Below are 20,015 nucleotides of genomic sequence, written 5' to 3'. Positions count from 1 at the left end.
TCAGTTTGCTGCCAGATGTTAATTCGCGGGCGTAGGGATCCTGGCGATAACCTTAATTTCGAAATCAAAACCCGCAAGCCAGTTAACGCCTATTGCTGTCCAGTTTGGGTAAGGGGGGTGCGGAAACGCCAGTTTTTTTGCCTCCATGATGGCGGGGAACTGGTTTTCAGGATCGGTATGAAATGTCGTGACATCAATCAGATCGTCAAAAGTACACCCTGCGGCTGCCAGAGTCGCCCGTAAATTATCGAACGCCAGCTGCACCTGAGCGGGGAAGTCGGGTTCAGGTGTGCCATCGCTGCGGCTGCCAACCTGACCGGAAACAAATAACAGATCGCCAGAGCGGATTGCTGCTGAATAGCCATGCTCTTCATAGAGGGCATGTCGATTAGCCGGAAAGACGGGGTCACGTGGATGCATGGCTTTTCCTTTTCTGTCAGAGGTATTGTTGTGCTTACGCAGTAGAAGTAACATACGCGATGTATGTCAAAAATGTAATCCACATACGCCGCGTATGTCAAATTATAATTACCGCTTAATGAAGGAAGTCCCATGGCTACAAAACGTCGTGCTGAAACGGCCCAGGAAAATCGCGAGAAAATGATTCAGGCGGCGCGGAAGGCATTTGCTGAAAAAGGCTATGCCGCAGCGTCAATGGATGAACTCACGGCAAGCGTGGGGTTAACACGCGGCGCGCTATATCATAATTTCAACGACAAGAAGGGATTACTGGCGGCGGTGGTCGCGCAGATAGACAGCGAAATGGCAGCAAACGCGAAAGCGATTGCCGCCGCCGCCGATGATGACTGGGAGCGACTGCTGGCGGAGGGCATCGCCTATATCAAAATGGCGCTCGTTCCGGAAGTTCAGCGTATCGTCCTTCTTGACGGCCCGGCTGTTCTGGGTGACCCGGCGCAATGGCCCAGCCAGAACAACTGCCTTGAGTCGACCCGTCAGACCATCGAAAAAATGATGGAGTGCAACGTAATCAAAAAGATGGATGCCAGAGTCGCAGCCCATCTGCTGAACGGCGCTGCGCTGAATGCGGCTCTGCTGATTGCCGCGAGTGATGAACCGCAGAAGACCCTTCCGCATGCCATAGAGGTGTTTACTCTGCTGGCAAGCGGGTTACGCAACGGCTAACGATCTTTACGCCACGCGTCCGCCGTCAATGCTTCACCAAAGTGTCCGGCAATCAGGCGTTTTGTCAGGTCATGGAGCGGGGAGGCCAGTACGTCAGCGGTACTGCCGCGCTCGACCACTTCTCCCTGGTGCATCACCAGCACCTGGTCGCTGATGTGTTTCATCATGCCCAGGTGCTGAGTCACGTAAATATACGAGATCCCCTGCTTTTCCTGTAACTCCAGCATCAGGTTAATGAGCTGCGAACGCATCGACATATCCAGCGACGCCAGCGCTTCGTCGGCGATAATAACTTTCGGGCGCAGGATCAGCGCGCGGGCCAGACCGAGACGCTGTTTTTGGCCCGGGGCCAGCATGTGCGGGTAATAGCTGACATGGTCGGGCAGGAGGCCTACCAGACGCAGGGTTTCGACAATCCGTTTGCGACGCGCTTCCGGCTCCAGGTCGGTATTCAACCGCAGCGGGAAATCCAGGATCTGGGAAATACGCTGGCGCGGGTTCAGGGACGTCGACGGATCCTGAAAAATCATCCGGATGCGCTGACTGCGAAAAGAATAGTCCCCAAATTCCAGAGGATGATCGTCAATCAGTATTTCACCGCCGCTTGGCTCGACCATGCCCGCGAGCATTTTTGCCAGGGTCGATTTGCCCGAGCCGTTTTCACCGATAATCGCCAGCGTCTGCTTTTCGCGCAGCGTAAAGCTCAGCGGTTTAACCGCCTCGACGGTCTGACGGTGAAACAGGCCGGTGCGATAGCGAAAGGTCTTACTCAGGTTACGTACTTCCAGTAAGGTTTCGACCATTTCACTCTCTCTCCATGTTCAGCGGGAAATGACAGGCAAACAGATGGTTTTTCGGCCCTGTCAGGCGCGGTGTTTCAATGCATTTACGCTGAGCATACGGGCAACGTGGTCCCAGACGGCAGCCAATGGGCAGCGATTCCAGCAGCGGTATCGCGCCAGGCAGCGTATTCAGACGGCTTTTGTGCGGCATCGCGCTGCCAAAGTCCGGGATCGCCCTGATCAGCGCCTGCGTGTAGGGATGATGTGGCGTCGTCACCAGGTCTTCACTTGGCGCGGTTTCTACCGTCTGGCCGCAATACATTACATCAATTTTATCCGCCCACTTGCTCAGCATTTGCAGGTCGTGACTGATCAGCAAAATGGTGGTGTTGTTATTCTGGTTCAGACGCGTGAGCAGGCGGAAAATCTGGGCCTGGGTGGTTGGCTCCATCGCGTTCGTTGGTTCGTCCGCAATCAGCAGACGCGGCTGATTCGCCAGGGCGATGGCAATCATCACTTTCTGGCATTCACCGTCGGTCAGTTCGTAGGGGAAACTGCGCATCGCGTCTTTATGGTCTTTGATCCCGACACGGTGCAACAGCTCAATGGCACGACGTTTACGCCAGCCGAAACGCTGCCACCAGCGGCCTTTATAGGTCCAGCCGGGGATGTTCTGCATCAGCTGTTTCCCGACGCGCTCGGACGGATCGAGACAGGATTGCGGCTCCTGGAAAATCATCGAGACGTTATGGCCCACCAGTTTGCGGCGTTCGCGCGGGGAGAGACGCAACAGATCGATGTCGTCGAAGCGCATACGATCGGCGGTCACCCGCCAGTTGTCTTTCGCCACGCCGCAAATGGCCTTGGCGATCAGACTTTTCCCCGAACCCGATTCGCCCACCAGCCCGCGGATTTCGCCCTCTGCGAGCGTAATACTGATGCGATCCACGGCCTTGACCCAGCCTTCGCCCGTTTTAATTTCTATTGTGAGGTTGCGGATATCGAGTAACGGCATTATTGCACCCCCGCATTGATTGCGCGGCGGATCCCGTCGCCCAGCAGGTTAACGAGCAGCACGCTCACCATGATGGCCGCGCCCGGCAGCATGACCGTCCACGGCGCAACGTAAATCAGCTCCAGCGCATCGCCGAGCATGGCGCCCCATTCCGGGGAGGGAAGCTGCGCGCCAAGGTCCAGGAAGCCCAGCGCTGCGATATCCAGAATCGCCATCGAAAGGGCGCGGGTGATCTCCGTCACCAGCCCGGCGGCAATGTTAGGCAGCACGGCAAACCACAAAATATTAAACGTGGTGGCGCCATCCAGACGGGCGGCGACGACATACTCTTTTTCCAGCTCGTCGTGAACCAGGCTGTAAACCGAACGCACCATGCGCGGCAGAATGGCCAGCCAGACGGCGAACATCGCATGGGTGAGGTGCGGCCCCGCGAAGGCCACGACGATAATCGCCAGCAGTAGCGAAGGAATAGAGAGCAGGGTATCAAGAATATGGTTAAGCACGGCCGACCGCAGCCCGTGGGTTGAGCCGGCAAAAATGCCCAGCGCCAGGCCGCAGATCGCGGCAGCCAGGGTGACCACGAACGCGCCGCCTACCGTAGGTGCGGCGCCGCTCAGTAAACGACTTAGCACGTCGCGTCCGAGATCGTCAGTCCCCAGGAAGAACGAAACCTCCCCGTAACGCGACCACGACGGCGGTAAAAGCTGATAACCAAGGAACTGCTGATCGATGCCATACGGTGCAAACCACGAACCCAAAACGCACAGCAACACGAGGCCAATGCAGCCGTAAAAGCCGATCATCGCCGTGGTGTCGCCGTAAAAATTACGCCACACGGTACGTAGCGCACCGGGCGTGCGCTTTTCGCTGTAGACGTTATCGTAAGGCATACCATTCCTTATGCTTCAATGGGTTGGCCATGGCACCCAAAATATCGGAAACAACGTTAACAATAATGACCAGGGAGCCAATCACCATCACGCCGGCAGAGATCGCCGCGTAATCCTGCTGGCGAATGGCGTTGATCATCCAGCGTCCAAGGCCCGGCCAGCTGAAAACCATCTCGGTGATCATCGCCAGCGTCAGCATGGTTGAAAATTGCAGCCCAAGACGTGGGATTACGGGTGGCAGCGCATTGTGCAGCACATGGCGACGGAGAATCGTCAGGCGAGACAGTCCGCGCGTGGCGGCGGCCTTCACATAGTTTTGATCGAAGACGTCGATAGTGCTGATACGCATCAGGCGAATTACTTCGGTCGTCGGCGCGACGGCCAGCGTGAGCACCGGCAGCACCATGTGGCGCAGCGCGCTCACGATCATTTCGTCGCGCCAGACTGAATCAGAAAGCCAGGCGTCAACGATGGCGAAGCCGCTCACCGTTTGCACGTTATACAGCAGATCAAAACGGCCAGATACCGGCAGCCAGCCTAACGTCAGTGAGAAGAAGAGGGTAAGCAGCAGCGCCAGCCAGAAAACAGGGATGGAAAAGCCAATTAAGGCAAGCGCGCTGATGAATTTATCCTGCCACTTATTACGATAAATGCCCGCCAGCATCCCCACCGGGATCCCCACCATGAGGGCAAAGCCAAAGGCGAGTACACACAGCTCCATGGTGGCCGGGAAAACCACTTTCAGCTGCTCGGAGATGAGCTGTCCGTTAATGCTGGACACGCCAAAATCCCAGTGTAGCAGGCCATTAAACCAGAACAGCCAGGCGTCCCAGAGGGATGAGCCCTGAAGCGGGGCGTGCGGCGTAAAGTAGCTCAGGCTAAAGCCGACAAAGGTCAGGAAGAACAGGGTGACCAGCAGTAACAGCAGCCGACGCAAGGTAAATATAATCATGGTTTCTTCACCTCTTGTTCTTTCTCACGGGTGACGCCCGCGAAGGAGGCGTTACCAAACGGGCTGAGTACCAGCCCTTTAATATCGTAACGGTAGGCCTGGAGGCGCAGGGAAGAGGCAAGCGGCAACACGGGAAGTTCTCTGGCCAGAATATTTTGCGCTTCATCATAGGCCTCAATGCGTGAGGCAAGCTGTTGAGACGCCAACGCTTTTTGCAGCACGGCATCAAATTCCCGGTTACACCAGTGGGCGTAGTTGGTCTGGGAGTTGATTGCCGCACAGCTCAGCAGAGGACGGAAGAAGCTGTCCGGGTCGTTACTGTCGGTGGACCAGCCAGCCAGCGTTAAGTCGTGATTCATGTCCATCAGACGCGCCTCCTGGAAACGGCCTTCGACAGGCACGATGATCACCTTAACGCCCACCTGCGCCATATCAGCCTGCAACAGCTCAGCCGTTTTAAGCGGACTGGGGTTCCACGCCTGAGAGCTGGTGGGCACCCACAGCTGTAGCGTCAGGTTTTCTGCCCCCAGCGCTTTAAGCTGTTCGCGCGCTTTCGCCGGATTATATTCGGTAATCTTCGCCTCGCCGTCATAGGCCCAGGAGGCGCGCGGAAGAATAGAGGCGGCGGTTTCCGCGGTCCCGTAGTAAATCGACTGCATCAGACGCTGATTGTTGATTGCTAACGCCAGCGCATGGCGCACGGCCGGATTATTCAGCGGCGGCTTATCGGTGTTAAACGCCAGATAAGCGATGTTCATTCCCGGGCGCAGTGTCAGGCGCAGGCGTGGGTCGTCGCGCAAAATGGTCAACTGGCTGGCCGCAGGCCAGGCAAGCACGTCGCACTCGCCGGTCAGCAGTTTGGAGAGTCGGCCTGTTCCACCTGAACCCAGATCGACAATGACCTGCGGCATCAGCGGTTTGCCGCGCCAGAAACGATCGTGGCGTTGCAGGCGAATGTATTGTCCGGCGCGGTACTCTGCTAACTGGAACGGACCTGTGCCCACAGGCTCACGATCGAGACGTTCCTGACGATCCTTTTTCGTCAGCTGATCTGCGTATTCGGCTGACATGACCGAGGCGTAGTGCGTCGCCAGATGCCAGAGGAAGGAGGCGTCCGGGCGAGTCAGGCGAAACTCAACCGTGCGGTTATCCAGCTTACGAACGCTTTTGACCGAGTCCGCGAATTGCAGACTGTCGAAATAGGGGAAGTTCCCGCCATTAACGTTATGCCACGGATGATTTCGGTTGAATATGCGCTGGAAGGTGAAAACCACGTCATCCGCGTTGAGTTTACGGGTTGGCGTAAACCACGGGGTGTGCTGAAAGGCGACATCATCGCGTAGACGAAAGCGGTATGTAGCACCGTTATCAAGCACTTCCCAACTTTCAGCAAGCTCCGGAACCAGCCGATAGGTATAAGGATCGACGTCGAGCAGGCGATCGTAGAGCTGTGCGGCCAGCGTATCAACAATCAGGCCGCTCCCCGCTTTTTGTGGGTTAAAGGTATCAACTTGCCCGCTGACGCAATAGACGAAACCACTCTCTCGGATATCAGGGGGCACAGCGCGATCGGGCGCAGCAAAGGCCAGATTGCTGAACAGACCGAGTGCAAACAGGGACGATAAAACCAGGCGCATAGTTTTTAAGGTTTTTAGATTCGATCTGCAAAGTGTATCGCACTTACGCCTGCTTCGTAAAAATGTCTGGGGGTAAGTGCTGATAATGTCAGCGCATTTGATGTTTTTTGAGCAATGCCCTTAACTGATGGTAGGTCAGGCCCAGCAGTTCAGCCGCCCGTTTCTGATTATATTTCGCCTCTTTCAGGCTCTGCTCGAGCAAGTTTTGTTCCTGCTGATGCTGGAACTGGCGTAAATCGAGCGGCAACGCCGGATCCTGCTGGCGCGTCGCCGGAACCGGGGGCTGTTTATCCTCGCGACGAAACGGATCGAGAATAATGTTGTCCAGTTCGGTTTCGCTGCTGCCATGCCGGTAAACGGACCGTTCCACCACGTTTTTCAGTTCACGAATATTGCCCGGCCAGTGGTAACCGAGCAGGGTCTCAGTGGCCTGTTCGCTAAAGCCCGGAAAGAGCGGCAGGCCCAGTTCCCGACACATCTGAATGGCAAACTGATCGGCCAGCAGCATGATATCGCTGCGCCGCTCCCGCAGCGGCGGCAGCTGAACGACATCGAAAGCCAGCCTGTCCAGCAGGTCGGCGCGGAATTTGTCTTCTGCCACCATCGCGGGCAGGTCGGCGTTAGTAGCGCACACCAGGCGAACGTTAACCTGGAGCGGCTGACTGCCGCCAACGCGTTCCAGTTCGCCATACTCAATGACGCGCAGCAGCTTTTCCTGCACCAGCATCGGCGCGGTCGCCAGCTCGTCGAGAAAGAGCGTTCCGCCATCGGCGCGCTCAAAGCGTCCGGGATGGCGTTTTTGTGCGCCGGTAAAGGCGCCAGCTTCATGACCAAACAGCTCGGTGTCGAGCAGATTTTCATTCAACGCCGCGCAGTTAAGGGAAATAAAAGGGCCGTCCCAGCGGCCAGACAGAAAGTGCAGGCGGTTAGCGATAAGTTCTTTACCCGTTCCGCGCTCACCGATAATCAGCACCGGTTTATTCAGCGGCGCGAGGCGCGAAACCTGTTCAAGCACTTCCAGGAAGCTGTTGGCTTCGCCAAGCAAATTATCTTTATATTCAGCCATGATGAAATTAACCACTCCTTAGTGATATTCACCAGGTGAGAATAGCCGCTGGATGGATAAATATCAATCACATTGAGTAAAATCAATAAGATAAAAAGTTGGCATGGGATTTGTATTATCTGTTCAGCAGGGCATCGCCCGATAACAGAACTATGAGGATTGAATTATGGGTATTTTTTCTCGTTTTGCCGACATCGTGAACGCCAACATCAACTCGCTGCTGGAGAAAGCGGAAGATCCGCAGAAGCTGGTGCGCCTGATGATTCAGGAGATGGAAGACACGCTGGTTGAAGTACGCTCCACCTCCGCCCGCGCGCTGGCAGAGAAAAAGCAGTTAACACGTCGTATCGAGCAGGCGACTGCCCAGCTTAACGAGTGGCAGGAAAAAGCGGAACTGGCGCTGCGTAAAGATAAAGAAGATCTGGCCCGCGCTGCGCTGATTGAGAAGCAGAAGCTGACCGACATGGTTGCCACGCTGGAACATGAAGTGACGCTGGTGGATGATACTCTGACGCGTATGAAGAAAGAGATTGGTGAGCTTGAAAACAAACTCAGCGAAACCCGTGCACGTCAACAGGCGCTGGCGCTGCGCCACCAGGCTGCAAGCTCGTCCCGCGACGTGCGTCGCCAGCTGGACAGCGGCAAACTGGATGAAGCAATGGCGCGTTTCGAATCGTTTGAACGTCGTATCGACCACATGGAAGCGGAAGCCGAAAGCCACAGCATCGGTAAGCAGAAAACCCTGGATCAGCAGTTTGCTGACCTGAAGGCCGATGATGAAATTAGCGAGCAACTGGCTGCGCTGAAAGCCAAAATGAAACAAGACAACCAATAATAATTCCTGCGGCACCTGAGCGTGCCGCATCGTTAGACAAGGAGTACACATGAGCGCGCTTTTTCTGGCTATACCCCTGACCATTTTCGTGCTGTTTGTTCTGCCCATATGGTTATGGCTGCACTACAGCAACCGCTCTTCACGCGGTGAGCTGTCGCAGAGTGAACAACAGCGGCTGGCGCAGCTCTCTGCCGAGGCAAATAAAATGCGCGAACGTATTCAGGCGCTGGAAGCGATCCTGGACGCGGAACACCCAAACTGGAGGGAACGGTAATGGCTGGACTGAATCTGAATAAAAAACTGTGGCGGATCCCACAGCAGGGCATGGTTCGGGGCGTTTGCGCCGGGCTGGCGCACTATCTGGATGTCCCGGTAAAACTGGTGCGTGTGGTCACGGTATTGTCGATTTTCTTCGGCCTGGCCTTTATTACGCTGGTGGCCTACATCATTCTGTCGTTTGTACTCGATCCTATGCCGGAAGGTGAGCTGAATGCTGAGAACACGCCAACCAGCAGCGATCTCCTTAACGCGGTGGATGAACAGCTGAGCGCAGGGGAGAAGCGATTGCGCGAGATGGAACGTTATGTCACCTCCGATACCTTTACGCTGAGAAGTCGTTTTCGTCAGCTTTAAGAGAGAACTTACATGAAACAAAACTGGCAACAGGCCGGTCAGAAGGTAAAACCCGGCCTGAAAATCGCAGGTAAACTGGTTCTGATGACGGCGTTACGTTATGGCCCGGCCGGTGTGGCGGGTTGGGCGATCAAGTCTGTTGCCCGCAAGCCGGTCAGAATGATGCTGGCGGTCGCTCTGGAGCCGCTGTTACAGAAACTGGCAAAACGCGTTTCCCGGCGCTACCTGTCACGCTAGTTCCTCCCGCATAAGCCCTTTCTCCCCCAGAGAAGGGGCATGACTTTCCTTTCTGCGTTTCTTCTGCTTTTCTGCTTTCTTTGCGGCAGCTCACAATAATGCGTTGCGCTGCGCTGAGAATGCTGCTTTCTGCCCCCGGGTCCGTTGACAGATATTTTTCATGGGAGTAGATTGCCACTCCGTGGGACCGCTACCATGGAAAATAATGTGAACGCAAAAATTAAAAAACTTATCAATCATATCTACGGTGAATCATTTTCAGATGCACACCTTAACGTGTTATTAACTAAGCTTGAAAAGGCGGCGGCTAATATTACGGAAAAGCGTAAGTCAGGCTGGGATGAAAAAGACGTTGTGCTGATTACCTATGCCGATCAGTTCTCCACAAAAGGGGAGCAAGCGTTGCCGGTATTTACCCGGTTCTATAATGAATGGCTTTCTCGTACGTTTTCCCATGTCCATCTGTTACCTTTTTATCCGTGGTCTTCGGATGATGGGTTTTCCGTTATTGATTATCACGAGGTTGCTCCTGAAACAGGAACCTGGCGAGATGTCGCGGAATTAAAACAGTCAGCCAGCTTAATGTTTGACTTCGTTTGCAATCATATGTCAGCGAAAAGCGAATGGTTTGCTAATTATCTTGCGCAGAAGCCGGGCTACGAAGATTTCTTTATTTCTGTCGACCCCGAAACCGATTTATCCGCGGTGACGCGTCCACGCGCATTACCGCTGCTGACGCCGTTCACGCTTCATGATGGCAGCGTTCGTCATCTGTGGACCACATTCAGCGATGACCAGATCGATCTCAATTTCGCCTCACCGCAGGTGCTGATTGCCATGGTTGACGTTCTGCTCCATTACCTCATGGAAGGGGCGCGTTATATCCGTCTGGATGCGGTCGGGTTTATGTGGAAGATCCCGGGAACCACCTGTATCCATCTGGAACAAACCCATTGCCTTATCCAGCTGTTCCGCGCCATTACGGACGCTGTGGCGCCTGGAACGGTGATCATCACTGAGACAAATGTTCCCCACAAAGACAATGTCTCTTACTTCGGTGATGGTGAAAATGAAGCCCAGATGGTCTATCAGTTTTCCTTACCTCCGCTGGTGCTGCATGCTGTTCATCGTCAGGATGTTAAAGCCCTATGCCAGTGGGCGGGGTCACTGGCGCTGCCTTCAACTCATACCACCTGGTTTAATTTCCTGGCCTCGCATGATGGTATCGGTTTGAACCCGTTACGCGGCATCCTTCCGGAATCAGAGATCCTCTCGCTGGTTGAAAAGCTTCAGCAGGAAGGCGCGCTGGTCAACTGGAAAAATAATCCTGACGGTACGCGAAGCCCCTATGAAATTAATGTCACCTATCTTGATGCGTTGAGTTTGCGAGACAGCTCAGATGATGAGCGCATTGCACGGTTCATCCTGGCGCATGCTGTGTTGTTAAGTTTTCCTGGCGTACCGGCTGTATATATTCAAAGCATTCTCGGTTCGCGTAACGATTATGAAGGTGTCGAACGTCTTGGATATAACCGCGCAATAAACAGGAAGAAATACACCGCAGGTCAGGTTGATCTGGAACTCAATAATAAGAAGAGTATACGTTATCAAATTTATTCTCGTTTGAGTGAGTTTATTGCTATTCGTCGCGGCGAGAGTGCGTTCCATCCGGATAGCCAGGCTATTTTTGACGCAATCGGCGAACATATTCTTAAAATTGTTCGTGTTGCTGAAAATGGCGAGCGAATGACAGCATTATTTAATTTTAGCAATAAAATGCAGACCATTTATGGACAAACGCTCTTTGGTAGGGAATTACTATCAGGACACGATATTAGCGGTACGGAACTGAACCTCAATCCATGGCAGGTAATGTGGATTAAAGAAAACTAAAAAGGACCCTAAAATGAAAATGCCCAAAATTGTGCTGTTATCAGCACTGGTTTCGTGCGCCCTGTTATCAGGCTGTAAGGACGATAAAGCATCTCAGGTCACCATTGAGTTTATGCACTCGTCGGTAGAACAGGAGCGTCAGGCAGTTATTACGAAACTGATCGAAAAATTCGAGAAAGAGAACCCGACTATTACGGTGAAACAGGTACCCGTTGAGGAAGATGCCTATAACACCAAGGTCATTACGTTGGCCCGTACCGGCGCGCTGCCGGAAGTGATTGAAGTCAGCCATGACTACGCCAAAGTCATGGATAAAGAGCAACTGCTGGACCGTGACGCGATCGGCAACGCGATTAAAGCCGTCGGTGAAGATACCTTTTATGACGGCATTTTACGCGTTGTTCGCACTGAAGACGGCAAGGCATGGACGGGGGTGCCGGTTAGCGCCTGGCTGTCCGGCGTCTGGTATCACAAAGATGCGCTCGCGGCAGCAGGAATCGAAGAACCGCACAACTGGGAGCAACTGCTGAAGGCCAGTCAGGCGCTCAACGATCCGGCGAAAAAACATTACGGTATCGCGCTGCCAACCGCAGAAAGCGTTATGACCGAGCAGGCTTTCTCGCAGTTTGCGTTGTCAGGCGGAGCCAACGTCTTTGATGCAAACGGCAACGTGAAAATCGATACCCCTGAAATGTCGAAAGCGCTGGCGTTTTATCGGGCACTGGCCGCAAACACCATGCCGGGCTCGAATGATGTCATGGAGATCAAAGACGCCTTCATGAACGGCTCTGCGCCGATGGCCGTTTACTCCACCTATATCCTGCCCGCGGTCTACAAAGATGGCAATCCGGCCAACCTGGGGTTCGTGGTCCCGACGGAAAAATCATCAGCCGTGTACGGCATGATCACCTCGTTGACTATCACGACCGGCCAGACCGAAGAGGAAACGCAGGCGGCAGAAAAATTTGTGACCTGGATGGAGCAGGCTCAAAACGCGTCTGACTGGGTGATGATGTCCCCTGGTGCGGCGCTGCCGGTGAACAAACTCGTGGTGGGCACTGAGAGCTGGAAAAACAACGACGTGATCAAAGCCTTTGGTCAACTGCCTTACGAGCTGATTGCGCAGTTCCCGAACGTCCAGGTATTTGGCGCCGTAGGCGACAAAAATTTTACCCGCATGGGAGATGTTACCGGGTCCGGCATTATCAGTTCCATGGTGCATAACGTAACGGTGGGACAAAAAGATCTCAATGCGACGTTAAGCAACAGCCAGAAGAAACTGACTGACCTGATCTCACAACGATAGGAGCGCTTTGCGAAGGGAATTATGAAGACGTTGTTTTCTGGTCGTTCAGATATGCCTTTCGCCATGCTGCTGTTGGCCCCCAGCCTGATTTTGCTGGGGGGCCTGGTGGCCTGGCCAATGATTTCCAACATTGAAATCAGTTTTTTACGTTTACCGCTGAACCCGCGTATTGATGCGGTGTTCGTCGGCCTGGATAACTACATTCGCATTCTGGGCGATGCTGCGTTCTGGCACTCCCTGTGGATGACGTTCTGGTATACGGCGCTGGTCGTGCTCGGCAGCACCGGGTTGGGACTGGCCGTAGCGATCTTCTTTAACCGTGAATTCCGCATGCGGAAAACGGCACGTTCACTGGTGATTCTGTCCTACGTGACGCCGTCTATTTCACTAGTATTTGCCTGGAAATACATGTTCAACAACGGCTACGGGATTGTGAACTACCTGGGCGTTGATCTGCTGCATCTCTACGATCAGGCGCCGCTGTGGTTCGATAATCCTGGCAGTAGTTTTGTCCTGGTTGTGCTGTTCGCCATCTGGCGTTACTTCCCGTACGCCTTTATCTCGTTCCTCGCAATTTTGCAGACCATTGATAAATCATTGTACGAAGCGGCAGAGATGGACGGAGCGAATGCCTGGCAGCGTTTTCGTATCGTGACGTTGCCCGCCATCATGCCGGTGCTGGCCACGGTGGTCACGCTGCGAACCATATGGATGTTCTACATGTTTGCGGATGTGTATCTGCTCACCACCAAGGTCGACATTCTGGGCGTATATCTCTACAAAACCGCCTTTGCATTCAATGACCTGGGTAAAGCAGCCGCCATTTCCGTTGTGCTGTTTGTGATCATCTTCGCGGTCATTCTGCTGACCAGAAAAAGGGTAAACCTCAATGGCAACAAATAAACGCGTTCTGGGCCGTATCGGTTTTTATCTGGGACTGGCGCTATTTCTGATTATCACGCTGTTTCCGTTTTTTGTGATGTTGATGACGTCATTCAAAAGCGCGAAAGAGGCGATCTCGCTGCACCCGACCATTCTGCCGCAGGAGTGGACGCTACAGCACTACATCGACATCTTTAACCCGCTGATTTTCCCGTTTGTGGATTACTTCCGTAACAGCATGGTGGTGTCGCTGACCTCCTCGGTCATTGCGGTGTTTCTCGGCACGCTGGGCGCGTATGCGTTATCCAAACTGCGCTTTAAAGGGCGTACGACGATCAATGCGAGCTTCTACACCGTCTATATGTTCTCCGGGATCCTGCTGGTGGTGCCGCTGTTCAAAATCATCACCGCGCTCGGCATTTATGACACCGAACTGGCGCTGATCATCACCATGGTGACGCAGACGTTGCCTACCGCGGTCTTTATGCTGCGCAGCTATTTCGACACCATCCCGGACGAAATCGAAGAAGCCGCGATGATGGACGGCCTGAACCGCCTGCAAATCATCTTCCGCATCACCGTCCCGCTGGCGATCTCGGGTCTGGTGTCGGTCTTTGTCTACTGCTTCATGGTGGCGTGGAATGACTATCTGTTCGCCTCCATTTTCCTGTCCAGCGCCAGCAACTTCACGTTGCCGGTGGGGCTGAACACGCTCTTCAGTACGCCAGATTACATCTGGGGTCGCATGATGGCGGCATCGCTGGTAACGGCACTTCCGGTCGTCATTATGTATGCCCTGTCTGAACGTTTCATTAAAAGTGGTTTGACCGCCGGCGGCGTGAAGGGCTGAGGCGGCCGATATTAACAAGGAGTCAGTCATGAAAAAATTAGTTGCGACAGCGCCTCGTGTAGCGGCGCTGGTGGAATACGAAGATCGTCCTGTTGCAGCACATGAGGTGAAGATTCGTGCCCGTTATGGTGCCCCGAAACACGGCACCGAAGTCGTGGATTTCCGCGCGGCAAGCCCGTTCATCGATGAAGAGTTCAACGCTGAGTGGCAGATGTTTACCCCGCGTGAAAAAGGTGCAGCGCGCGGCATCGAATTTGGTAAATTCCAGCTGGGGAACATGATCGTCGGCGACATTATCGAATGTGGTGCGGACGTGACGGAATACCAGATCGGCGACAGCGTCTGCTGCTACGGCCCGTTGCAGGAAACGGTCATCGTAAACGCGGTGAACAACTATAAGCTGCGCAAAATGCCGCAGGGCGCATCCTGGAAAAACGCCGTTTGCTACGATCCGGCGCAGTTCGCCATGAGCGGCGTGCGTGATGCTAACGTCCGCGTAGGGGATTTCGTCGTGGTTGTGGGGCTGGGCGCGATTGGCCAGATTGCGATTCAGCTGGCGAAAAAAGCCGGCGCGTCAGTGGTTATTGGTGTCGATCCTATCGAACATCGCTGTGAGATCGCCCGCCGTCACGGTGCGGACCACTGCCTGAACCCAATCGGTACCGATGTCGGTCTGGAAATTAAGAAACTGACCGGCAAGCAGGGCGCCGATATGATCATCGAAACCAGCGGATTTGCAGATGCGCTGCAATCTGCGCTGCGCGGTCTCGCCTACGGTGGAACGATCTCCTACGTGGCTTTCGCCAAGCCGTTTGCGGCAGGCTTCAACCTTGGTCGCGAAGCACACTTCAATAACGCCAAAATTGTCTTCTCCCGCGCATGCAGTGAACCCAACCCGGATTATCCGCGCTGGAGCCGCAAGCGTATTGAAGAGACCTGCTGGGAATTGCTGATGAACGGTTATCTCAATTGCGAAGATCTGATCGACCCGGTCGTCACCTTCACCACCAGCCCGGAAAGCTATATGAAGTATGTCGATCAGCACCCGGAACTCAGTATCAAAATGGGCGTCACTTTTTAAGCTAAGGACAGCAATCATGAAAATCGCAACACAAAACCAGGCCTTTTTCCCGACCGCTATCATGGAAAAATTCGAATACATCAAAGCGATGGGATTTGATGGCTACGAAATTGATGGCCGACTGCTGGTGGAAAACCTCGACGAAGTAAAAGCGGCTATCAAAGCCACCGGCCTGCCGGTCACGACGGCCTGTGGCGGATACGATGGCTGGATCGGGGATTTCATTGAAGAACGCCGCCTGAACGGTCTACAGCAGATTGAACGCATTCTGGAAGCGCTGGCAGAAGTGGGCGGAAAGGGGATTATCGTTCCGGCTGCCTGGGGGATGTTTACCTTCCGTCTGCCGCCAATGACTTCGCCACGTAGTCTGGACGGCGATCGCAAAGCGGTCAGCGCTTCCCTGCGCTGGCTGGATGAGGTGGCAGCGCGCACCGGTACTACCGTCTACCTGGAGCCGCTGAACCGCTATCAGGATCATATGATCAACACTCTGGCCGACGCGCGTCGTTATATCGAAGAGAACGGCCTGAAGCACGTGCAGATCATCGGTGATTTCTACCACATGAATATTGAAGAAGACTCCCTGACGGAAGCGCTGCATCAGAACCGCGACCTGCTGGGTCATGTGCACATTGCTGATAACCACCGCTATCAGCCGGGCAGCGGCAGCCTCGATTTCGCCAGCCTGTTCGATCAGCTGCGTGCCGATAATTATCAGGGTTACGTCGTGTACGAGTGCCGGGTGCGTGCCGACGATCCGGCTCAGGCCTATAAGGACTCTCTCACTTACTTGCGTGAATGCTAAGGATGACGAGCGTGATGAGTGCTTCTACACCTTTGCCTCTGCGCGTCGCCATCATTGGCGCCGGGCAGGTTGCAGACAAAGTGCATGCCTCGTATTACGCCACGCGCAGTGATGTTCAAATGGTGGCTGTCATGGACAGCCGCCTTGAGCAGGCACAGGCGTTCGCGGAACGTTATGCTATTCCATCGGCATGGCAGGACGCTCACGAGATGTTGCAGGAAGTAAAACCGGATGTGGTGAGCGTCTGTTCGCCTAACCGGTTCCATTTTGAACATGTGATGGCGGCTCTCGAAGCAGGTTGTCATGTGATGTGTGAAAAGCCGCCGGCGATGACGCCGCACCAGGCGGATGAGATGCGTCTCGCGGCGCGCAAGGCCGGAAAAGTCCTCGCGTACGATTTTCACCATCGCTTTGCGCTGGATACCCAGCACCTGCGCGATGCGGTAATGAACGGAACGCTCGGTGAAATTTACTTCACCTCCGCGCAGGCGCTGCGTCGTTGCGGTGTGCCGGGGTGGGGCGTTTTCACCAATAAATCGCTCCAGGGCGGCGGGCCGCTGATCGATATCGGCATTCATATGCTGGACGCCGCGATGTACGTGCTGGGTTTCCCGCCCGTGAAGCGGGTAACCGCGCACAGCTTCCAGAGACTGGGGAACCGGAAACACACCGGCCAGTTTGGCGAATGGGATCCTGCGCAGTTTACCGTGGAAGATGCCCTGTTTGGCACGATTGAGTTCTGCAACGGTGGCATTCTGCGTCTGGACACCTCTTTTGCGCTTAATATCCGCGAGCAGTCGATCATGAACGTCTCTTTCTGCGGTGAGAAGGCGGGTGCAACGCTGTTCCCGGCACACATTTATAACGACGAAGCCGGTGTTTTACAGACGCTGACCCAGCGGGAAGAAGCTGACGATCGCCGACATCTGCGCAGTATGGACGCGTTTGTTCGCCACGTATTGGGCGAGCCGGTCATGATTGCCGATGCGGAGCAGGGGCTGGTGATCCAGCAATTAGTCGCGGCGTTATATGAAGCCGCGGAAACAGGGGAAAGCGTGACGTTATGCTGAACCAGTCTGTATTAACCGATCCGGGCTTTTGCCCGCATAGCCTGAATAAGTACGCGTCCATTATGGCCTGCGGCAATGGCTACATGGGCATTCGCGCCACGCATGAAGAAGATTACACCCAGCAGACCAGAGGCATGTATCTCGCGGGGCTGTATCATCGCGCGGGACGCAACGAAACCACAGAGCTGATCAATCTGCCGGATGTCACCGGGGTTGAAGTTGAGCTGGACGGCGTCAATTTCACGCTCCTTTCAGGCGAAATTCTTGAGTGGCAACGCGAGCTGGCCTTTGCTAACGGCGAACTGCATCGTAACGTTGTCTGGCGTTCGCCGGACGGAAAACGCTATCGCCTCGAGAGCCGTCGTTTTGTTTCGCTGGACCAGTTGCCCTTAGTGGCAATGCAGCTCTCGATTACACCGCTTGATGGCGCCGCTCAGGCCGTGCTGAAAACCGGCATAGATGCGACACAGACGAACAGCGGCAGGCAGCATCTGGATGAAATCTCGGTCAGGGTTTTTGACCAGCACTACATGCAGGGTGTGTATGAAACGCAGGACCGGGCGTCTGAAGTTGTTGTTTCGGCGTTTTGTCAGCTCTCCGCTCAGAGCGACAGCTGTTTCACCGCCAAAAATCGTCGCCTCAGCGTTCATCATTCTCTGACTATCTCGCAAGGTGACACCGTCACGCTTGAGAAGATCGTCTGGCTGACCCATCGCAGCGATAAAGCGCTCTCACAGGAGTCTTTCGCCCGCAACGCGCTGGCCGATCTCAAAGTCTGCGCGGCAAGAGGCTACGATGCGTTGCTTGAAAGCTCAGCGTACGCCTGGGAAGCGGTCTGGCGTGACGCTCGGGTGGAAGTGACTTGTGCAGAACAGCAGGATCAGCTTGCGCTGGATTATGCCGTCTGGCACCTGACGACAATGACGCCAGCCCATAGCGAAAGAAGCAGCATTGCCGCGAAAGGGCTGACGGGGGAAGGGTACAAAGGGCACGTCTTCTGGGATACCGAAATTTTCCTGTTGCCGTTCCATCTGTTTACCCGTCCACAGATTGCCCGCAGCCTGCTGCGCTATCGCTGGCTGAATCTTTCTGGCGCGCGTGAAAAAGCACGCCGTAACGGTTGGCCGGGCGCGTTGTTCCCGTGGGAAAGCGCCGCCAGCGGAGAGGAAGAGACGCCAGAATTCGCAGCCATTAACATCCGCACCGGGGTTCGCCAGAAGGTCGCCTCCGCACTCGCTGAACACCACATCGTGGCTGATATTGCCTGGGCCGTTGTCGCTTACTGGCAGGCAACACACGACGATGCCTTTATGCGCAATGAGGGTCTGACGCTGCTGATGGAAACCGCTTCGTTCTGGATGGGACGCGCGACGGAAATTAATGGTCGTCTTGAGATCCATGACGTGATCGGACCGGATGAATACACCGAGCATGTCAACAACAACGCTTACACCAACTATCTGGCCTGGCACAACGTGGCCTGCGCGCGTCAGTTTATGGCGAAATTTGGGCGTGAAGATGCGCGTTTTACGGAGAATGCCGGTAAGTTCCTGGCGCGCCTGTGGCTGCCAGAGGCCGACGCAGAGGGTGTGATCCCGCAGGATGATACCTTCATGGCAAAACCTGCCATCGATCTGAGCCGCTATAAAGCCAAAGCGGGTAAGCAAACCATTCTGCTTGATTACTCTCGCGCGGAAGTGAACGAGATGCAGATCCTGAAGCAGGCCGACGTGGTGATGCTTAACTACCTGCTGCCGGAACGGTTTACGCCGCAGCAATGTGTCGCCAATCTGGCGTTCTACGAGCCACGCACGATCCATGATTCATCCCTGAGTAAAGCCATTCACGGCATTGTGCTCGCACGTTGCGGTGACACCGAGGGGGCGTATGCCTTCTGGCGCGATGGGATTGCCATCGACCTGGGGGACGACCCGCACAGCAGTGATGACGGTATTCATGCCGCCGCCACCGGTGCGATCTGGTTGGGCGCCATCCAGGGATTTGCTGGCCTGCACATTAGCGAAGGGGAGCTGCATCTTGCGCCGAAGCTGCCTGCTCACTGGCAGAAACTCGCCTTCCCGCTGCGGTGGCGGGGCGCAACAATGCACATTACCTGTGAAGATGACCAGTTAACCATTGAAACCACCGCACCTGTCACGTTGACGCTGTGGGGTGAAACGCTGCATGTATCAGGGCGAAAGGTCTGTGAGCGTAAGGACTTTCTTGTACCTGTTAATGGGACCGCTACCACGGAGGGGCGCCATGACGCTTAACGCTGTTGTATTCGATCTGGACGGGGTGATCACCGATACCGCGCATCTTCACTTTCTGGCCTGGCGCGCCGTGGCGGAGGAGATTGGTATCACCTTCGATGAAGTATTTAACGAACAGCTGAAGGGAATAAGCCGTATGGACTCCCTCCAGCGCATTCTGAAACATGGCGGGAAAGAGGGGATGTTCAGTGACGAGCAGCGCCTGGCGCTGGCGACGAAAAAAAACGCGCTTTACTTCCAGTCGCTGGCATCACTGACGCAGGATTCGCTGCTGCCGGGTATTCGCGACGTGCTGGCGGATATTCGCGCCGCGAAGGTCAAAATTGGCCTGGCATCCGTATCGCTTAATGCTCCTGGGATTTTGCACGCGTTGGGTATTCATCAGGCTTTCGATTTTTGCGCCGATGCTTCGCGTATTAGCCGCTCAAAGCCGGACCCGGAAATCTTCCTTGCGGCCTGTAAAGGACTGAACGTGCGTCCTGAAGAGGCCATTGGTATCGAAGATGCCGCCGCAGGGGTAGATGCGATCAACGCCGCAGGAATGCTGTCGGTCGGGATTGGGCCTGGCCTGAACCATGCGGGATTACAACTTCATTCAACGCAGGAACTGACCTGGGAACGCCTGACGGCTTTCTGGGCATCCCGGGCGTATTGATAAGGAATTA

General features: G+C 54.8%; 21 protein-coding genes. 14 read left to right on the top strand and 7 right to left on the bottom strand.

The annotated features are described in order from the left end of the window. Positions 1–18 precede the first annotated feature (18 nt). Positions 19–420 carry a RidA family protein gene (locus RY075_RS12790; protein ID WP_003856835.1) on the bottom strand — a complete coding sequence of 134 codons (402 nt, stop codon included), beginning with the start codon at positions 418–420 and terminating at the stop codon, positions 19–21. 132 nt (positions 421–552) lie between these two features. Here RY075_RS12790 and RY075_RS12785 point away from each other — a divergent pair, with 132 nt between their 5' ends. Then, the gene (locus RY075_RS12785) at positions 553–1,143 is read left to right on the top strand and encodes a TetR/AcrR family transcriptional regulator (protein ID WP_003856836.1); all 591 of its coding nucleotides are present in this window, start codon (positions 553–555) and stop codon (positions 1,141–1,143) included. Here the strand turns inward: RY075_RS12785 and sapF are convergent. From sapF to pspF, 6 genes are all read right to left on the bottom strand, one after another. Beyond that, complete coding sequence (gene sapF / locus RY075_RS12780) at positions 1,140–1,946, bottom strand: putrescine export ABC transporter ATP-binding protein SapF (protein ID WP_003856838.1); 807 nt, start codon at positions 1,944–1,946, stop codon at positions 1,140–1,142. The genes RY075_RS12785 and sapF overlap by 4 nt on opposite strands. A 1-nt stretch (position 1,947) precedes the next feature. Continuing rightward, positions 1,948–2,940: a putrescine export ABC transporter ATP-binding protein SapD gene (gene sapD / locus RY075_RS12775; protein WP_003856840.1), complete on the bottom strand. Its 993-nt coding sequence runs from the start codon at positions 2,938–2,940 to the stop codon at positions 1,948–1,950. Then, the gene (gene sapC, locus RY075_RS12770) at positions 2,940–3,830 is read right to left on the bottom strand and encodes a putrescine export ABC transporter permease SapC (protein ID WP_003856843.1); all 891 of its coding nucleotides are present in this window, start codon (positions 3,828–3,830) and stop codon (positions 2,940–2,942) included. The genes sapD and sapC overlap by 1 nt, the downstream gene beginning before the upstream one ends. Then, positions 3,817–4,782: a putrescine export ABC transporter permease SapB gene (sapB, locus tag RY075_RS12765; protein WP_003856845.1), complete on the bottom strand. Its 966-nt coding sequence runs from the start codon at positions 4,780–4,782 to the stop codon at positions 3,817–3,819. Before sapB ends, sapC begins: the two co-directional genes overlap by 14 nt. Further along, entirely contained in the window at positions 4,779–6,419 is a 1,641-nt protein-coding gene (gene sapA, locus RY075_RS12760; RefSeq protein WP_003856847.1) for an ABC transporter substrate-binding protein SapA, read from the bottom strand. The genes sapB and sapA overlap by 4 nt, the downstream gene beginning before the upstream one ends. Before the next feature lie 88 nt (positions 6,420–6,507). Further along, entirely contained in the window at positions 6,508–7,500 is a 993-nt protein-coding gene (gene pspF, locus RY075_RS12755) for a phage shock protein operon transcriptional activator (protein ID WP_160863291.1), read from the bottom strand. A gap of 151 nt (positions 7,501–7,651) precedes the next feature. On the opposite strand from pspF, the gene pspA reads away from it, so the two are divergent. The 13 genes from pspA to pgmB all read left to right on the top strand — a co-directional run bounded on the left by pspA (position 7,652) and on the right by pgmB (position 20,005). Continuing rightward, on the top strand, positions 7,652–8,320 hold the full coding sequence (gene pspA / locus RY075_RS12750; RefSeq protein ID WP_022651342.1) for a phage shock protein PspA: 669 nt from the start codon (positions 7,652–7,654) through the stop codon (positions 8,318–8,320). 49 nt (positions 8,321–8,369) lie between these two features. Then, positions 8,370–8,594: an envelope stress response membrane protein PspB gene (gene pspB / locus RY075_RS12745; RefSeq protein WP_003856853.1), complete on the top strand. Its 225-nt coding sequence runs from the start codon at positions 8,370–8,372 to the stop codon at positions 8,592–8,594. After that, on the top strand, positions 8,594–8,953 hold the full coding sequence (pspC, locus tag RY075_RS12740) for an envelope stress response membrane protein PspC (RefSeq protein ID WP_003856855.1): 360 nt from the start codon (positions 8,594–8,596) through the stop codon (positions 8,951–8,953). The genes pspB and pspC overlap by 1 nt, the downstream gene beginning before the upstream one ends. A 12-nt stretch (positions 8,954–8,965) precedes the next feature. Next, positions 8,966–9,190 carry a phage shock protein PspD gene (gene pspD / locus RY075_RS12735; protein ID WP_003856857.1) on the top strand — a complete coding sequence of 75 codons (225 nt, stop codon included), beginning with the start codon at positions 8,966–8,968 and terminating at the stop codon, positions 9,188–9,190. 195 nt (positions 9,191–9,385) lie between these two features. Then, the gene (locus tag RY075_RS12730) at positions 9,386–11,083 is read left to right on the top strand and encodes a sugar phosphorylase (protein ID WP_058662618.1); all 1,698 of its coding nucleotides are present in this window, start codon (positions 9,386–9,388) and stop codon (positions 11,081–11,083) included. A 13-nt stretch (positions 11,084–11,096) separates the two neighbouring features. Beyond that, positions 11,097–12,389 carry an ABC transporter substrate-binding protein gene (locus RY075_RS12725; protein ID WP_017693335.1) on the top strand — a complete coding sequence of 431 codons (1,293 nt, stop codon included), beginning with the start codon at positions 11,097–11,099 and terminating at the stop codon, positions 12,387–12,389. 21 nt (positions 12,390–12,410) lie between these two features. After that, complete coding sequence (locus RY075_RS12720; RefSeq protein WP_003856862.1) at positions 12,411–13,292, top strand: sugar ABC transporter permease; 882 nt, start codon at positions 12,411–12,413, stop codon at positions 13,290–13,292. After that, the gene (locus RY075_RS12715) at positions 13,279–14,121 is read left to right on the top strand and encodes a carbohydrate ABC transporter permease (protein WP_015570402.1); all 843 of its coding nucleotides are present in this window, start codon (positions 13,279–13,281) and stop codon (positions 14,119–14,121) included. The genes RY075_RS12720 and RY075_RS12715 overlap by 14 nt, the downstream gene beginning before the upstream one ends. Before the next feature lie 28 nt (positions 14,122–14,149). Continuing rightward, positions 14,150–15,202, top strand: coding sequence for a zinc-binding alcohol dehydrogenase (locus tag RY075_RS12710; RefSeq protein WP_302378606.1), 1,053 nt, complete (start codon positions 14,150–14,152; stop codon positions 15,200–15,202). Between the two features lie 16 nt (positions 15,203–15,218). Beyond that, positions 15,219–16,007 carry a sugar phosphate isomerase/epimerase family protein gene (locus RY075_RS12705; RefSeq protein WP_003856868.1) on the top strand — a complete coding sequence of 263 codons (789 nt, stop codon included), beginning with the start codon at positions 15,219–15,221 and terminating at the stop codon, positions 16,005–16,007. 11 nt (positions 16,008–16,018) lie between these two features. Further along, a complete protein-coding gene (locus RY075_RS12700; RefSeq protein WP_104469341.1) occupies positions 16,019–17,077 on the top strand; it encodes a Gfo/Idh/MocA family oxidoreductase in 1,059 nt (352 codons plus the stop codon). Beyond that, positions 17,071–19,350, top strand: coding sequence for a glycoside hydrolase family 65 protein (locus RY075_RS12695; RefSeq protein ID WP_338627767.1), 2,280 nt, complete (start codon positions 17,071–17,073; stop codon positions 19,348–19,350). The genes RY075_RS12700 and RY075_RS12695 overlap by 7 nt, the downstream gene beginning before the upstream one ends. Next, positions 19,340–20,005 carry a beta-phosphoglucomutase gene (gene pgmB / locus RY075_RS12690; RefSeq protein ID WP_023324784.1) on the top strand — a complete coding sequence of 222 codons (666 nt, stop codon included), beginning with the start codon at positions 19,340–19,342 and terminating at the stop codon, positions 20,003–20,005. The genes RY075_RS12695 and pgmB overlap by 11 nt, the downstream gene beginning before the upstream one ends. Positions 20,006–20,015 lie beyond the last annotated feature (10 nt).

The organism is Enterobacter sp. JJBC (assembly GCF_036936505.1).
In the GTDB taxonomy this organism is placed as follows: Bacteria; Pseudomonadota; Gammaproteobacteria; order Enterobacterales; family Enterobacteriaceae; genus Enterobacter; species Enterobacter hormaechei_C.
Note: the sequence above shows the minus strand (reverse complement) of the source record. Positions and strands in the feature narration are given on the sequence as shown.